Origin of the sequence: Cellulosimicrobium protaetiae, from assembly GCF_009708005.2 — a bacterium.
Lineage (GTDB): Bacteria > Actinomycetota > Actinomycetes > Actinomycetales > Cellulomonadaceae > Cellulosimicrobium > Cellulosimicrobium protaetiae.
In genome coordinates this window covers 3959512-3974941 of the sequence record NZ_CP052757.1, presented here as the reverse complement: position 1 = coordinate 3974941, position 15430 = coordinate 3959512, and the positions used below count along the sequence as shown (strand labels likewise).

Annotated in this window: 14 protein-coding genes; 13 read left to right on the top strand and 1 reads right to left on the bottom strand. The window is 73.4% G+C overall.

Annotation, left to right across the window (positions count from 1 at the left end; translation table 11 throughout):
- Positions 1-79: 79 nt before the first annotated feature.
- The gene (locus FIC82_RS17155) at positions 80-1456 is read right to left on the bottom strand and encodes an isochorismate synthase (protein ID WP_154799291.1); all 1377 of its coding nucleotides are present in this window, start codon (positions 1454-1456) and stop codon (positions 80-82) included.
- A gap of 98 nt (positions 1457-1554) precedes the next feature.
- Between FIC82_RS17155 and FIC82_RS17150 the strand changes: the two genes are divergently transcribed.
- From FIC82_RS17150 to nuoK, 13 genes are all read left to right on the top strand, one after another.
- Positions 1555-2250 (top strand): demethylmenaquinone methyltransferase, encoded by a 696-nt coding sequence (locus FIC82_RS17150; RefSeq protein WP_154799290.1) that lies wholly within the window; start codon positions 1555-1557, stop codon positions 2248-2250.
- 370 nt (positions 2251-2620) lie between these two features.
- Positions 2621-3922 carry a geranylgeranyl reductase family protein gene (locus tag FIC82_RS17145; protein WP_253691245.1) on the top strand — a complete coding sequence of 434 codons (1302 nt, stop codon included), beginning with the start codon at positions 2621-2623 and terminating at the stop codon, positions 3920-3922.
- Positions 3923-4028: 106 nt separating this feature from the next.
- A complete protein-coding gene (locus FIC82_RS17140) occupies positions 4029-4391 on the top strand; it encodes an NADH-quinone oxidoreductase subunit A (protein ID WP_047234407.1) in 363 nt (120 codons plus the stop codon).
- A gap of 56 nt (positions 4392-4447) precedes the next feature.
- Positions 4448-4999: a NuoB/complex I 20 kDa subunit family protein gene (locus FIC82_RS17135; RefSeq protein ID WP_154799288.1), complete on the top strand. Its 552-nt coding sequence runs from the start codon at positions 4448-4450 to the stop codon at positions 4997-4999.
- Between the two features lie 71 nt (positions 5000-5070).
- Positions 5071-5772 (top strand): NADH-quinone oxidoreductase subunit C, encoded by a 702-nt coding sequence (locus tag FIC82_RS17130; protein WP_154800477.1) that lies wholly within the window; start codon positions 5071-5073, stop codon positions 5770-5772.
- Complete coding sequence (locus FIC82_RS17125) at positions 5769-7160, top strand: NADH-quinone oxidoreductase subunit D (protein ID WP_168732039.1); 1392 nt, start codon at positions 5769-5771, stop codon at positions 7158-7160. The genes FIC82_RS17130 and FIC82_RS17125 overlap by 4 nt, the downstream gene beginning before the upstream one ends.
- Complete coding sequence (nuoE, locus tag FIC82_RS17120) at positions 7157-8038, top strand: NADH-quinone oxidoreductase subunit NuoE (protein WP_154799286.1); 882 nt, start codon at positions 7157-7159, stop codon at positions 8036-8038. Before FIC82_RS17125 ends, nuoE begins: the two co-directional genes overlap by 4 nt.
- Positions 8035-9402 (top strand): NADH-quinone oxidoreductase subunit NuoF, encoded by a 1368-nt coding sequence (nuoF, locus tag FIC82_RS17115; RefSeq protein ID WP_154799285.1) that lies wholly within the window; start codon positions 8035-8037, stop codon positions 9400-9402. Before nuoE ends, nuoF begins: the two co-directional genes overlap by 4 nt.
- On the top strand, positions 9402-12080 hold the full coding sequence (locus FIC82_RS17110; RefSeq protein WP_154799284.1) for an NADH-quinone oxidoreductase subunit G: 2679 nt from the start codon (positions 9402-9404) through the stop codon (positions 12078-12080). The genes nuoF and FIC82_RS17110 overlap by 1 nt, the downstream gene beginning before the upstream one ends.
- Positions 12077-13489: an NADH-quinone oxidoreductase subunit NuoH gene (gene nuoH, locus FIC82_RS17105; RefSeq protein ID WP_154799283.1), complete on the top strand. Its 1413-nt coding sequence runs from the start codon at positions 12077-12079 to the stop codon at positions 13487-13489. Before FIC82_RS17110 ends, nuoH begins: the two co-directional genes overlap by 4 nt.
- A complete protein-coding gene (gene nuoI / locus FIC82_RS17100) occupies positions 13482-14195 on the top strand; it encodes an NADH-quinone oxidoreductase subunit NuoI (protein ID WP_171445714.1) in 714 nt (237 codons plus the stop codon). Before nuoH ends, nuoI begins: the two co-directional genes overlap by 8 nt.
- On the top strand, positions 14192-15130 hold the full coding sequence (locus FIC82_RS17095) for an NADH-quinone oxidoreductase subunit J (protein WP_168732037.1): 939 nt from the start codon (positions 14192-14194) through the stop codon (positions 15128-15130). The genes nuoI and FIC82_RS17095 overlap by 4 nt, the downstream gene beginning before the upstream one ends.
- On the top strand, positions 15130-15429 hold the full coding sequence (nuoK, locus tag FIC82_RS17090) for an NADH-quinone oxidoreductase subunit NuoK (RefSeq protein WP_047234414.1): 300 nt from the start codon (positions 15130-15132) through the stop codon (positions 15427-15429). Before FIC82_RS17095 ends, nuoK begins: the two co-directional genes overlap by 1 nt.
- Position 15430 lies beyond the last annotated feature (1 nt).

Here is a 15430-nt window from a genome sequence, read left to right as displayed (position 1 = left end):
CGTTCCTCGCACCGGGGGCCACCACGGCAGTTCGCCTCGCGTCGAGCCCCGAGCGAAGGCCTCGGGTGAGGGCCCGGGGTCAGGTCCCGCCGAGCGCGTAGCGCATGGGTTCCAGCTTCGCCTCGGACTCGGCGACCTCCGCGGCAGGGTCGGACGCCGCGACGATCCCGCACCCCGCGAACAGGCGGACCGAGCGCGGGTCGGTCGCCGACAGCTCGGCCGAGCGCAGCGCGATGCCCCACTCGCCGTCGCCGTCCGCTCCCAGCCACCCGACGGGTCCCGCGTACCGGCCGCGGTCCATGCCCTCGATCTCGCGGACGAGGTCGCGCGCGACGCTCGTCGGCGTCCCGCACACGGCCGCCGAGGGGTGCAGGGCCGCGGCGAGCGCGAGGCTCGTGGGCCCCGCCGCCGTGCCCCCCGAGGAGCCGGGTGCCGCCGCGCCCCGGGCGAGGACCGCGGTCACGTCCGACGCGAGGTGCATGACGTTCGGCAGGTGGAGCACGAACGGCGCGTCGGGGACGTTCATGGACGAGCAGAACGGTGCCAGCGCCTGCGCGACCGACCGCACGGCGTACTCGTGCTCCTCGAGGTCCTTCGAGGACCGGGCGAGCTGGGCCGACCGCAGGAGCGCCTCGTCGTCGGACAGGCCCCCGCGCCGGATCGTCCCCGCGAGCACGCGCGACGTGACGAGCCCTTTCTCGCTGCGGACCAGCAGCTCGGGCGTCGCGCCGACGAGGCCGTCGACGGAGAACGTCCAGCACGCCTCGTACGCCCTCGTCAGCCGCGCGAGCAGCCAGCGCGGGTCGACGGGCTCGGCCGTGTGCGCGACGACGTCGCGCGCCAGGACGACCTTCTCGAGGGCGCCCGATCGGATGCGCTCGACACCCTCCGCCACGACGGCGGCCCAGTCGTCGGGGCCCAGGGCGCCGTCGTGCCACGCGACGTCGCCCGGGGCGGTCACGGGCTCGCGCGGCGTGCGCAGGAGGGCGTCCGACGGGGAGGACGAGAGCGACCCGGCCGTGTCGACGGTCGTGAGCCACGCGCGGCCGTCGCGCCTGCCGACGACCACGCGCGGGACGACGAGCACCCCGCCCGCGCGGACGGGGTCGTGGGAGTCGTCACCGGGGGCGGAGTCGTCGAACGCGAACGACCCGAACGCGACGGGTCCCGTCCCGGGCAGGCCGACCTCGTCGCGCACGACGGCGCGGGCGAGGGTCTCGTGCCACGCGGACTCGGCGTCGGCGAACCGGCCGGGGCCCCACGTCTCGAGACGCAGCGCCTCGCCCCAGCCCACGATCCCGTCGCCGCGCCGCACCCACGCGAGCGGGCGCACGTCGGGCAGGAGGTCCACGAGGGCGTCGAGGCCGCCGGGCAGGTCGGGGATCCGGGTGGTCCGCACGACGATGCTCGGCCCGGGACGGGGCTGTGCGGCCGTGGCCGACGGTTCTGCAGTCATCGCCTCCCAGCGTAAGCCGCGCCCGCCGGTGCGCCCTGCGGTGCGGTGCCGGGCCCGGGGAGCGCCCGGCGGCACGGGGACGTGGAAGCATGGGCGGCATGCCCCGCGCCAACCTGGACAAGAAGCCCTCCGAGGTCGCGTCGATGTTCGACGGGATCGCCTCGCGCTACGACCTGACGAACGACATCATGTCGTTCGGCCAGGACCGTGCCTGGCGCCGGGCGACGGTGCGCGCGGTCGGCGCGCTGCCGGGGGAGAAGGTCCTCGACCTCGCGGCCGGGACCGGGACGTCGTCCGAGCCGTTCGCCGACGACGGGGTGCGCGTGGTGCCGTGCGACTTCTCGTTCGGCATGCTCCAGGTCGGCAAGGAGCGTCGTCCCGACCTCCCGTTCGTCGCGGGGGACGCGACGCGCCTGCCGTTCGCGGACGGCACGTTCGACGCGGTGACGATCTCGTTCGGGCTGCGCAACGTCGTCGACACCGAGGGCGCGCTGCGCGAGATGCTGCGTGTCGTGCGGCCGGGCGGGCGCGTGGTGATCTGCGAGTTCTCGACGCCGACGTGGGCGCCGTTCCGCGTCCTCTACCAGGAGTACCTCGTCCAGGCGCTGCCGCGCATCGCCGCCGCGGTCACGCGCGAGGGCGGCTCGTACCAGTACCTCGCGGAGTCCATCGCGGCCTGGCCCGACCAGGCCGGGCTCGGCCGGCTCCTGCTGCGCGCGGGCTGGGAGAAGGTCGCCTACCGCAACCTCTCCGGCGGGATCGTCGCGCTGCACCGGGGCACGCGCTCCGCGTAGCGCGTCGCGCGGCGGGTCGTCCCCGCCGCCGCCCCAGACCTCGACCGTCGAAGGGCTTCCCGCGGCTGCCACCGACCCGTGCGCCGCGTCCCGTCGTCGCGCCCGCAGCTGCCGGGACGGCGGGGAGGCTAGGTCATCGCCGCACCGGCGCCCTTGCCCGCGAGTCCCGAGCCCCAGGGCCGGGAGTCGCCGCGCACCAGGACCTTCGTCACAGGATCTCCAAGGAAGGTTCACCTTGCTACACATCGCGCGTCCGGAGTGACTAGAGTGGCGATGTCCATTGTGACCGACTTCACAAGGACTGGCGGTGCGCCGCGCCCGGACCCGGGCGACGGTGGGTTTCCGACGACCGGACGGTGAGGTGAGCACGGTGGGCGCGAGGCTCGACGACGCCGACGTCATCGTCGTGGGCGCGGGCCCGGCCGGCTCCGCGGCGGCCCACTACTGCGCCGCCGCCGGGCTGAGCGTCCTCCTCCTGGAGAAGTCGTCGTTCCCGCGCGACAAGATCTGCGGCGACGGCCTCACCCCGCGCGCGGTCGCCGAGCTCGTCCGCATGGGCGTCCCGACGCGCGCCGAGGACGGCTGGATCCGCAACCAGGGCCTGCGCGTCGTCGCGAGCGGCCGCTCGTGGGAGCTCGCGTGGCCCGACCTCGCGTCGTACCCGAGCTACGGCATGGCCCGTGCCCGCCACTCGTTCGACCGCACGCTCGCCGAGCACGCGCAGCGCACGGGGGCCAAGCTCCTGGAGCGCACCGCGGTCGCCGGCCCGGTGCTCGACGAGCGCACCGGCCGCGTCGTCGGCGTCACCGCTCGCCCCGTGGACGACAAGGGCCGGCGCGCGGGCGACGAGGTCACCTACCGCGCGCCCGTCGTCATCGCCGCCGACGGCGTCTCGTCGCGCTTCGCGCTCGCGCTCGGCCTCGCGCGGCGCGAGGACCGCCCGATCGGCGTCGCCGTCCGCACGTACTTCCGCACCCCGCGCCACGACGACCCGTGGATGGAGTCGCACCTCGAGCTGTGGGACGGCAAGCCGCGCGAGTCGAACCTGCTGCCGGGCTACGGCTGGATCTTCTCGCTCGGGGACGGGACGGCGAACGTCGGGCTCGGCTCGGTGAGCTCGACCCCGGCGCGCCAGTCCGCCGCGAACGTCGACTACAAGGACCTCTTCGCCACGTGGATGCGCAACGCGCCCGCGGAGTGGGAGTTCACCGAGGAGAACCGGCTCGCCCCCGTGCGCGGCGCGGCGCTCCCCATGGGCTTCAACCGGTCCCCGCTCTACACGCGCGGCGTGCTGCTCGTGGGCGACTCGGGCGGCATGGTCAGCCCGTTCAACGGCGAGGGCATCGCCTATGCGATGCAGGCCGGGCGGGCGGCGGCCGACGTCGTCGCCCAGTCGCGCGTGCGGCTCACCGACGGCGGTCGCGAGCGCGCGCTGCAGACGTACCCGCGGATCATGCGCCGCGAGCTGGGCGGCTACTACACGCTCGGCCGGTACTTCGTGAAGCTCATCGAGCACCCCGAGATCATGCGGATCTGCACGCGCTACGGGCTCCCGCGGCCGGTGGTCATGCGGTTCGTCCTCAAGCTCCTGTCCGACTGCTACGAGCCCCGCGGCGGCGACTGGGTCGACCGCGTCATCGCGGGGCTGACGAGGGTGGTGCCCTCGTCATGAGCCCCCGAGGTGGGCCCGCAACGACGCGGGCACTCGCACCACCCACAGGTCTTCCCGGGCACCGCTCGGGCGTTCCCGTCCCGAGCCCCCACTCGAGGAGTACGCGATGACCAACCCGTACGTTCCGCTTCTCGTCCTCATGGGCGTGGCCGCCGTGCTGGCTCTCGGCGGCGTGGCCGCGAGCGCGGTCATCGGCCCCAAGCGCTACAACCGCGCCAAGCTCGACGCCTACGAGTGCGGCATCGAGCCCACGCCCCACGCGATCGGCGGCGGGCGCTTCCCGATCAAGTACTACCTCGTCGCCATGACGTTCATCGTCTTCGACATCGAGGTCGTCTTCCTCTACCCGTGGGCGGTCGACTTCGCGACGCTCGCGACCTTCGGCCTCGTCGCGATGCTCGCGTTCCTCGCGCTCATCACCGTCCCGTTCGTCTACGAGTGGCGCCGGGGTGGTCTGGAGTGGGACTGAGCGCGCGACCGACCGTCCGCGCCAGCGGGCACCGGCGAGAGAACTAGGAGAGAACCATGGGGATCGAGGAGGCTCCCTCGGGCTTCTTGCTCACCACGATCGAGGACCTCGCGGGGTACCTGCGCAAGGCGTCGCTGTGGCCGGTCACGTTCGGGCTCGCGTGCTGCGCCATCGAGATGATGGCCGCCGGCGCGTCGCGGTTCGACCTGTCGCGCTTCGGCATGGAGGTCTTCCGGGCCTCGCCGCGCCAGGCGGACCTCATGATCGTGGCCGGGCGGGTGAGCCAGAAGATGGCGCCGGTCGTGCGGCAGGTCTACGACCAGATGAGCGAACCCAAGTGGGTGCTGTCGATGGGCGTGTGCGCGTCCAGCGGCGGCATGTTCAACAACTACGCGATCGTGCAGGGCGTCGACCACATCGTGCCCGTGGACATCTACCTGCCGGGCTGCCCGCCGCGGCCGGAGATGCTCATCCACGCGATCCTCGCGCTGCACGACCAGATCCAGCACGAGCCGCTCGGCGTCAACCGCAAGGAGGCGGCCCGCGCCGCCGAGGCGGCCGCGCTCGAGGCGACGCCCACGTTCCAGATGAAGGGTCTGCTGCGGTGACGGACGAGAAGACGGGCGGCGGGACCCCGGTGCCGCAGCCCGAGGAGGTCCCCGGCCCGCGCTCCGGCGACCTGGTGACCGGGGCGGGTGCACCCCGCACGCTCGAGGTCGTCGAGGTGCGCGAGGGCATGTTCGGCGTCCACGGCTCGGGCGACACGTCGGGGTACGGCGGGCTCGTCCAGCCCGTCGCGATGCCCGGCGCGAGCCCGCGCCCCTACGGCGGGTGGTTCGACGAGGTCGTCGACGTCCTGGCCGAGGTGCTGGCGGAGCAGGGCACGCGGTTCGAGGCCGCGGTGGAACGCGTCGTCGTCGACCCGCCCGGCGCGCACGCCGAGCTGACGATCCACGTGCACCGCGACCACCTCGTCGACGTGTGCCGCGCGCTGCGCGACGACCAGGACCTGCGGTTCGAGCTGAGCCTGGGCGTCAGCGGCGTGCACTTCCCGCACGACGTCGGCCGCGAGCTGCACGCCGTGTACCACCTCACGTCGATCACGCACGGGCGTCGCCTGCGCCTCGAGGTGTCGGTGCCCGACGCCGACCCGCACGTACCGACCACGACGTCCGTCTACCCGACTAACGACTGGCACGAGCGCGAGACCTGGGACTTCTTCGGCATCGTCTTCGACGGCCACCCGTCGCTCGCGCGCATCGAGATGCCCGACGACTGGCCCGGCCACCCGCAGCGCAAGGACTACCCGCTCGGCGGGATCCCCGTCGAGTACAAGGGCGCGACCGTGCCCCCGCCCGACACGAGGAGGTCGTACTCGTGAGCACGCACACCACCGGCGCGCCCGGCGCCGCCCCGCACTCCGCACCGCGGTCGACCCGGCCGCCCGTCGGCGACTTCGACGAGGGCGTCCCGAGCTTCGAGGCGTCGGGCGGCGACTGGGCCGACATCACCGAGAGCGCCGTCGCCGCGGCCGCGCTCGGCGAGGAGCGCATCGTCGTCAACATGGGCCCGCAGCACCCGTCGACGCACGGCGTGCTCCGCCTCATGCTCGAGATCGACGGCGAGACGGTCACCGAGGCGCGCTGCGGCATCGGCTACCTGCACACCGGCATCGAGAAGAACATGGAGTTCCGGACGTGGACGCAGGGCGTCACGTTCTGCACCCGCATGGACTACCTCGCGCCGCTGTTCCAGGAGACGGCGTACTGCCTCGCGGTCGAGAAGCTGCTCGGCATCACGGACGACGTCCCGGAGCGCGCGAGCGTCATCCGGGTGCTCATGATGGAGCTCAACCGCATCGCGTCCCACCTCGTGTGCCTGGGCACGGGCGGCAACGAGATGGGCGCGACGACCGTCATGACCATCGCGTTCACCGCGCGCGAGGAGATCCTGCGCATCTTCGAGGCCGTCACGGGACTGCGCATGAACAACGCGTACGTCCGCCCGGGCGGCGTCGCGCAGGACGTGCCGCCCGACCTCGTCGCGCAGGTGCGCGCGGCCGACCCGCTCATCCGCCGCTACCTCGGCCAGCTCGGCGACCTCATGCTCGCCAACCCGATCTTCAAGGGCCGCCTCGTCGGCGTCGGGCACCTCAACCTCGCGGGCTGCATGGCGCTCGGGATCACCGGGCCGGTGCTCCGCTCGACCGGCCACCCGTACGACGTGCGCAAGTCGGACCCGTACTGCGGCTACGAGACGTACGACTTCGACGTCCCGACCGCGACGGGTGCCGACTGCTACGACCGCGTCGTGCTGCGGATCGAGGAGTGCTACCAGTCGCTGCACATCGTCGAGCAGTGCCTCGAGCGCCTCGAGCGGACGGCCGGGCAGCCCGTCATGGTGGGCGACCGCAAGATCGCGTGGCCCGCGCAGCTCGCGATCGGCGGCGACGGCCAGGGCAACTCGCTCGAGCACATCAAGGAGATCATGGGCACCTCCATGGAGGCCCTGATCCACCACTTCAAGCTCGTCACCGAGGGCTTCCGCGTCCCGGTCGGGCAGGCGTGGCAGACCGTGGAGCACCCGCGCGGCGAGCTCGGGGTGCACGTCGTGTCCGACGGCGGCACGCGCCCCTACCGGGCGCACTTCCGCGACCCGTCGTTCAACAACCTCCAGGCCGTGGCGGCGATGTGCGAGGGCGGCCAGGTGGCCGACGTCGTGGTCGCCGTCGCCTCCCTGGACCCCGTGCTGGGAGGGGTGGACCGATGACCATCGACGCCGGACCTGCGACGAACGGCACGCCCGCCGGCGCGCCGCGACCCGGGTACGACGCGGAGACGACGGCGCGGCTCGCCGCCGACGCCGCGCAGATCGTCGCCCGGTACCCCGAGTCCCGCTCGGCCCTGCTGCCGATGCTGCACCTCGTGCAGTCCGAGGACGGCTACGTCTCGCGCGACGGCATCCTGTTCTGCGCGGAGCAGCTCGGCCTTACGGCGGCCGAGGTCTCGGCCGTCGCGACGTTCTACACCCAGTACAAGCGCCACCCCAACGGGACGTACACCGTGGGCGTCTGCACCAACACGCTGTGCGCGATCATGGGCGGTGACGCGATCTTCGACGAGCTCTCGGACCACCTCGGCGTCGGGCACGACGAGACGACCGACGACGGCGCGATCACGCTCGAGCGCGTCGAGTGCAACGCGGCCTGCGACTACGCGCCGGTCATGATGGTCAACTGGGAGTTCTTCGACAACCAGACGCCCGGCTCGGCGACCGACGTCGTCGACCGCCTCCGCGCGGGCGAGGCCGTCGCCCCGACGCGCGGTGCCGCGAGCGTGTGCACCTTCAAGCAGATGAGCCGCGTCCTCGCGGGCTTCCCCGACGGCCGCGCCGACGAGGGCGTCGGCGCCGGCGAGCCCACCCTCGCCGGCCTGCGCCTCGCCCGCGAGCACGGCTGGACCGCCCCCACCGGGTCGGCGGGCGTGCCGGACGCCGAGGCGGGCGCGGGCGCACCGGAGAAGCCCGTCACCGGCGGCGAGCAGTCGAGCGCCGAGCGGAAGCCCACGACCGACGCCGACGTCGACCCCGGCGGCAAGGCCGAGTCTCCCGGCACCAAGCCCGACCCGTCGAAGGGAGCGGACGCATGAGCGAGCAGCAGGGCACCGTGGCCCGGCCGACCCCGGACCCGCTGACCCCCGTCCTGTCGGACACGTGGGACGCGGACCGGTCCTGGTCGCTGGCGTCGTACGTGGACCGCGGCGGCTACGCAGGCCTGCGTGCGGCGCTCGCCCAGGACCCCGCGGACGTCGTCGCGACGGTCAAGGCGTCGGGCCTGCGTGGCCGCGGCGGCGCGGGCTTCCCGACGGGCATGAAGTGGGGCTTCCTGCCCGCGCCCGACGGCGGCCCCCGGTACCTCGTCGTCAACGCGGACGAGTCCGAGCCGGGCACGTGCAAGGACATCCCGCTCATGCTCGCGAGCCCGCAGGCGCTCGTGGAGGGCGTGGCGATCACGTCGTACGCGATCGGGTGCGACCACGCGTTCATCTACGTGCGCGGCGAGGTGCTGCACGTGTACCGCCGCCTGCTGCGCGCGGTCGAGGAGGCGTACGAGGCCGGGTACCTGGGCAAGGACGTCCAGGGCTCGGGCTTCGACCTCGACGTCACGGTGCACGCCGGGGCGGGCGCGTACATCTGCGGCGAGGAGACGGCGCTGCTGGACTCGCTCGAGGGGCGTCGCGGGCAGCCGCGGCTCAAGCCGCCGTTCCCGGCGGTCGCGGGCCTGTACGCGCGCCCGACCGTCGTCAACAACGTGGAGTCCATCGCGAGCGTGCCGTCGATCGTCGAACGTGGCGCCAACTGGTTCACGTCGATGGGTACGGAGCGCTCGGCCGGGTTCGGTCTGTTCTCGCTCTCGGGCCACGTGACGCGGCCCGGGCAGTACGAGGCGCCGCTCGGCACGACGCTGCGCGAGCTGCTCGACCTCGCGGGCGGGATGCGCGGCGGCAAGGCGCTGAAGTTCTGGACGCCGGGCGGGTCGTCGACCCCGCTGTTCACCGACGCCCACCTCGACACGCCCCTCGACTACGAGTCGGTCGCGGCGGCGGGGTCGATGCTCGGCACGCGCGCGCTGCAGCTGTTCGACGAGACGACGTGCGTCGTGCGGGCCGTGAGCCGGTGGACGGACTTCTACGCGCACGAGTCGTGCGGCAAGTGCACGCCGTGCCGCGAGGGCACGTACTGGATGAAGCAGGTGCTGGCGCGCATCGAGGCGGGCCAGGGCACGGAGGCCGACCTCGACCTGCTGCTCGACACGTGCGACAACATCCTGGGCCGCGCGTTCTGCGCGCTCGGCGACGGCGCGACGTCGCCCGTGACGAGCAGCATCGAGCTGTTCCGCGACGAGTACGAGGCGCACATCACCGGGCACGGGTGCCCGTTCGACCCGGCGGCCTCGGCGCTCTTCGACCACACGCCCCGCCCGGCCCGCGTCCTGACGGCAGGAGTGCACTGATGACGACCACGACCCCCGCCCCGGGCACCGGCTCAGCGGCCGCACCCGCGGGCGGCGCGGCCAAGCCCCCGGTCCCCGCGGACCACGTGACGTTCACGATCGACGACGTCGAGATGTCCGTGCCGAAGGGCACGCTCGTGATCCGCGCGGCCGAGCAGATCGGGATCCAGATCCCGCGGTTCTGCGACCACCCGCTGCTGGAGCCGGCGGGTGCGTGCCGTCAGTGCCTCGTCGAGGTGGCGACGCCGGACCGTGAGGGCAACGTCCGGCCCATGCCGAAGCCCCAGGCGTCGTGCACGCTCGAGGCGACGCCCGGCATGGTGGTCAAGACGCAGCGCACGAGCCCGGTCGCCGACAAGGCGCAGCACGGGATCATGGAGCTGCTGCTCATCAACCACCCGCTCGACTGCCCGGTGTGCGACAAGGGCGGCGAGTGCCCGCTGCAGAACCAGGCGATGAGCAACGGCCGCGCGACGAGCCGTTTCGTGGACGTCAAGCGCACGTTCCCCAAGCCGATCGCCGTCTCGACGACGATCCTGCTCGACCGCGAGCGCTGCGTCCTGTGCCAGCGGTGCACGCGCTTCTCCGCCGAGATCGCGGGCGACGCGTTCATCGACCTGCAGAAGCGCGGGGCCGCGCAGCAGATCGGGCGCTTCGACGAGGCGGTGCTGGACTTCGCGCCACCCGCGGGCCAGGCGCCGGGCGACCGTCCGGTCGGGCTGGCGCTCGAGGACGAGTCGGGGCTGCCGTTCGCGTCGTACTTCTCGGGCAACACGGTGCAGATCTGCCCGGTGGGCGCGCTCACGGGCGCGGCGTACCGGTTCCGGTCGCGCCCGTTCGACCTGGTCTCGACGCCGTCGGTCGCGGAGCACGACTCGTCCGGGTCGGCGATCCGCGTCGACCACCGCCGCGGTGTCGTGCTGCGCCGCCTCGCGGGCGAGGACCCGCTGGTCAACGAGGAGTGGATCACCGACCGGGACCGCTTCGCGTTCACGTGGCAGTCGGCTCCGGACCGGCTCACGCACCCGCTCGTACGCGACCGCGAGGTCGCCCCCGACGGCACGGTGACTCGGGGCGAGCTGCGCCCCGCCTCCTGGGCCGAGGCGCTCGAGGTCGCGGCGGACGCCCTGACGCGGGCGCGCGACGCCGGGGGTGTCGCCGTCCTGCCGGGCGGACGCCTCACCGTCGAGGACGCGTACGCGTACGCGAAGCTCGCGCGCACCTGGCTGCGTACGAACGACGTCGACCACCGCGCCCGCTCCCACAGCGCGGAGGAGGCGGACTTCCTCGCGCACGCCGTCGCCGGATACCCGGTGGGGGTGACGTTCCCCGACCTCGAGAAGGCGCCCGCGGTCCTGCTCGTCGGCCTGGAGGCCGAGGAGGAGGCGGGCGTGACGTTCCTGCGCCTGCGCAAGGGCGCGGTGAGGCACGGGGTGCGGGTGTTCTCGGTCGCGCCGTTCGCGTCGCGCGGCGTGCAGCGCATGCACGGCACGCTGCTCCCGGCCGCGCCGGGCACCGAGGCGGAGTGGCTCGACGGCATCGCGGCGGGCGACCAGGTCCGTACGCTCGACGAGGCCGAGGGCACCGACCTCCTCGCCGAGGTCAGCGACGCGCTCCGGGCGCCGGGCGCCGTGATCCTCGTCGGCGAGCGCCTCGCGGCGACACGCGGCGGGTACAGCGCGCTGCTGCGCGCGGTCGCCGCGACGGGCGCACGCCTCGCGTGGGTCCCGCGCCGCGCCGGCGAGCGCGGCGGCGTCGAGGCCGGCACCCTGCCGAACCTCCTGCCGGGCGGACGCCCGGTCGCGGACGCCGCGGCCCGGGTCGACGTCGCGACCGTCTGGGGCGTTCCCGCCACGGACGACCAGCCGACCGGTCTCCCCGCGACGGCGGGCCGCGACGTGGGGGAGATGCTCGACGCCCTGTCCGTCGGCCAGCTCGCGGGTGCGCTCGTCGGCGGGCTCGAGCTCGACGACCTGCCCGACCCCGCGCACGCCCGCCGCGCGCTCGAGGCCGCGGACGTCGTCGTCTCGCTCGAGGTGCGGCGTTCGGCGGCGACCGAGCTGGCCGACGTCGTGCTCCCGGTCGCGCCGCCCGTGGAGCGCGAGGGCGCGTTCGTGAGCTGGGAGGGGCGCGTGCGCCCGTTCCCGGCGGCGCTCGCGTCCACGGCGATGACGGACCACCGCGTGCTCGACGCGCTCGCCGACGCGGCGGGCGTCAGCCTCGGCCTCGGCACCGTGGACGCGGTGCGCGCCGAGCTCGACCAGCTCGTGGGCGACGGCGCGTGGGACGGCGAGCGCGCCGCCGCGCCGGACGTCGAGACCACGGAGCCTCCCGCCGTCGCGCCGGGGACCGCGGTCCTCGCGAGCTGGCGCCTCCTGCTCGACGACGCGCGCGGCCAGGACGGCGAGCGCTACCTCGCGGGGACGGCCAAGCGCCCGGTGGCGCGGCTGTCCGCGACGACGGCCGCCGCGGTCGACGTGTTCGACGGCGAGCTCGTGCGCGTCTCGACCGACCGGGGATCGGTCACGCTCCCCGTCGTCGTCACGGACATGGTCGACCACGTGGTGTGGTTGCCGCTGCGGTCGCCGGGGTCGTCCGTGCACGCGGCGCTCGGCGCCGTCCCGGGCGACGTCGTCCGGCTCGAGCCCGGCAGCACCGACGGAGGGGAGGACGCATGAGCGGCGTCCACGCGATCCACGCGCTCGCCGCCGAGACGCCCGGCGTGCCCGGGATCACGGCGAACTTCTCGCAGGACAACGGCTGGACGTACCTCGTCAAGGCCGTCCTCATCCTCGTCTTCCTGCTGACGAGCGTGCTGATCGCGATCTGGTTCGAGCGCAAGGTCGTGGCGCGCATGCAGGTGCGCCCCGGCCCCAACTGGCACGGGCCGTTCGGCCTGCTCCAGTCGCTCGCCGACGCGATGAAGCTCCTGCTCAAGGAGGACATCACGGTCAAGGCGGCGGACAAGTTCGTCTACCTGCTCGCGCCGATGATCTCCGTCTTCTGCGCGCTGCTCGTGTTCGCGGTCATCCCGTTCGGGCCCGAGGTGCAGATCCCGTTCACGGACTACGTGACGCCCGCCCAGCTCACCGACTTCCCGGTCGCGACGCTGTACATCCTCGCGTGCGCGTCGCTCGGCGTGTACGGGATCGTGCTCGGCGGCTGGTCGTCCGGCTCGACGTACCCGCTGCTCGGGTCGGTCCGCTCGACGGCCCAGGTCATCAGCTACGAGCTCGCGATGGGCCTGTCGCTGGTCTCCGTCTTCCTCATGGCGGGGTCGATGTCGACCTCGCGCATCGTCGACTCGCAGACGCAGCTCTGGTGGTTCCTGCCGCTCCTGCCGGCGTTCGTCATCTACGTCATCTCGATGGTCGGCGAGACGAACCGCCTCCCGTTCGACCTCCCCGAGGCCGAGGGCGAGCTCGTGTCGGGGTACATGACCGAGTACTCGTCGATGAAGTTCGCGTGGTTCTTCCTCGCGGAGTACATCAACATGCTCAACGTCTCCGCGGTCGCGACGACGCTGTTCCTCGGCGGCTGGCGGGCCCCGTGGCCGCTCTCGGCGATCAACGACGGGATGTTCAACGAGGGCTGGTGGCCCATCCTCTGGTTCCTCGTCAAGGTCTGGGCCGTCATGTTCTTCTTCGTGTGGGTCCGCGGCACGCTGCTGCGCCTGCGCTACGACCAGTTCATGAAGTTCGGCTGGAAGGTCCTCATCCCGTTCGCGCTCGCGTGGCTCGTGCTCCTCGCGGTCGCCCAGGCCGTGCGCCAGTTCCTCGACGTCGACCTGCGCGTCTTCGTCGGCATCGCCGTCGCGCTGGCCCTGGTGGTCGTGGTGGTCGTCTGGTTCTGGCCCGAGAAGAAGGCCCCGCCCGGCACCCGCGCGCCCGCGGGCGCGGGTCCCGAGCCGTTCGACGCGTTCGCGGGCGGGTTCCCCGTCCCGCCGCTGCCGGGCCAGTCGCTCCCGCCCTCGCCCCGCCGTCGCGCCCTCGTGCCCGACGACGCGCGCTCGCCCGGGGCGTCCGCCTCGCCGGGCGCCGGTGCCCCTCGAGACACACCGCACGACAAGGAGGTCGACCGTGGCTGACGAGCAGAAGCCGTCCCGGCCCGGCGAGTACGAGGTCCGGCGACCCCAGGCGAAGGGGCTGCGCGAGGCGCTCGCGCCCGTCGCCGGGTTCGGCGTGACCTTCTCCTCGATGTTCCGCCCGACGGTCACGGAGCAGTACCCGCGCCAGAAGGTGCCGACGAAGCCGCGGTACCACGGGCGGCACCAGCTCAACCGGTACCCCGACGGGCTCGAGAAGTGCATCGGGTGCGAGCTGTGCGCGTGGGCGTGCCCCGCGGACGCGATCTACGTCGAGGGCGCGGACAACGCGGACCTGCCGGACGGCGGCCACATGTCGCCGGGCGAGCGGTACGGCCGCGTCTACCAGATCAACTACCTGCGCTGCATCTTCTGCGGGCTGTGCATCGAGGCGTGCCCCACGCGCGCGCTGACGATGACCAACGAGTACGAGCTCGCCGGCCCGACGCGCGAGGGCATGATCTGGGAGAAGCAGGACCTGCTCGCGCCGCTCCAGGAGCGGATGCTCGCCGCGCCGCACCCGATGGTGCCCGGGACCTCGGACACCGAGTACTACCGCGGAGAGGTGAGCGGCCCGGTGGCCGAGCAGGTGGACTGGGTGCGCGAGCACCGGCCGGACGACCCGACCCTCCCGCCCGAGCCCACGGGGCCGCCGCCGGAGGTCCGGCGGGTCGCTCCCTCGGGTCGGGCCCGAAAGGCCGCCCGGTGACCGCGAGCGGCGGCGAGGCGGTCCTGTTCTGGGTCCTCGCCCCCCTCATGGTGCTCGCGGCGCTCTCGCTGCTCTTCGCGCGCAAGGCGGTGCACGCCGCCATCGCGGTCATGTTCGTCATGGTCGACCTCGCGATCCTCTACATCGCGCAGGAGGCGTCGTTCCTCGGCGTCGTCCAGGTCGTCGTCTACACGGGCGCCGTGATGATGCTGTTCCTCTTCGTGCTCATGCTCGTCGGGGTCGACGCGTCGGACTCGCTCGTGGAGACGATCCGCGGGCAGCGGTGGGTCGGCGTGCTCCTCGGGATCGGGCTCGGGGCGGTGCTGGTCGGCGTGGTCGCGCAGGCCACGTTCCCGCCGTCGGTCGGGCTCGCGCTCGCGAACGAGGCGACCAACCCGGTCGCGCTCGCGCGCGTGCTCTTCGCGGACTACGTGTTCGCGATGGAGGTCGTGGGCATCCTGCTCATCACCGCCGCGGTCTCGGCGCTCGTGCTCACGCACCGGCGCAGGCTCACCCCGAAGGTGGGTCAGCGCGAGCAGGCGGACGCGAAGGTCGCGGCGCTGCCCGCGGGCGGTCGGCTCACGCCGCTCGCCGCCCCTGGCGTGTACGCGCAGAACAACGCCATGGACACCCCGGCGCTCGACCCGCAGGGCCGGCCCATCGAGGAGTCGGTCTCGCGCATCCTGCGGATCCGCGGCCAGGAGCGGTCGGCGGGGACGATCCTCGAGGCCGAGCGCGAGGTGCTCGTCGAGCACGAGCCGCTGCGGGCGCTGCCCGCGCTGCGGGCCCAGGACGCGAACGAGCGCACGGTGCAGACCGCGACCGCCGACCAGCCCGAGGGCGAGGCGCCCGCGGGAGAGGTCGCCGGTCCCGACGACCCGGGCCGGTCCCGGGTCCCCGGTGACGCTCGCGGGACCGAGCGAGGAGAGGACTGATGGAGCTCACCAACTACCTCGTGCTCGCGGCGATCCTGTTCTCGATCGGCGCCGCGACCGTGCTGCTGCGACGCAACGCGATCATCGTGTTCATGGGCATCGAGCTCATGCTCAACGCGACCAACCTCGCGTTCGTGACCTTCGCCCGGATGCACGGCGACGTGACCGGGCAGGTGCTCGCGTTCTTCGTCATGGTCGTCGCGGCGGCGGAGGTCGTCGTCGGCCTCGCGATCATCGTGTCCATCTTCCGCACCCGTCGGTCCGCCTCGGTCGACGACGTCAACCTGCTCAAGAGCTGAG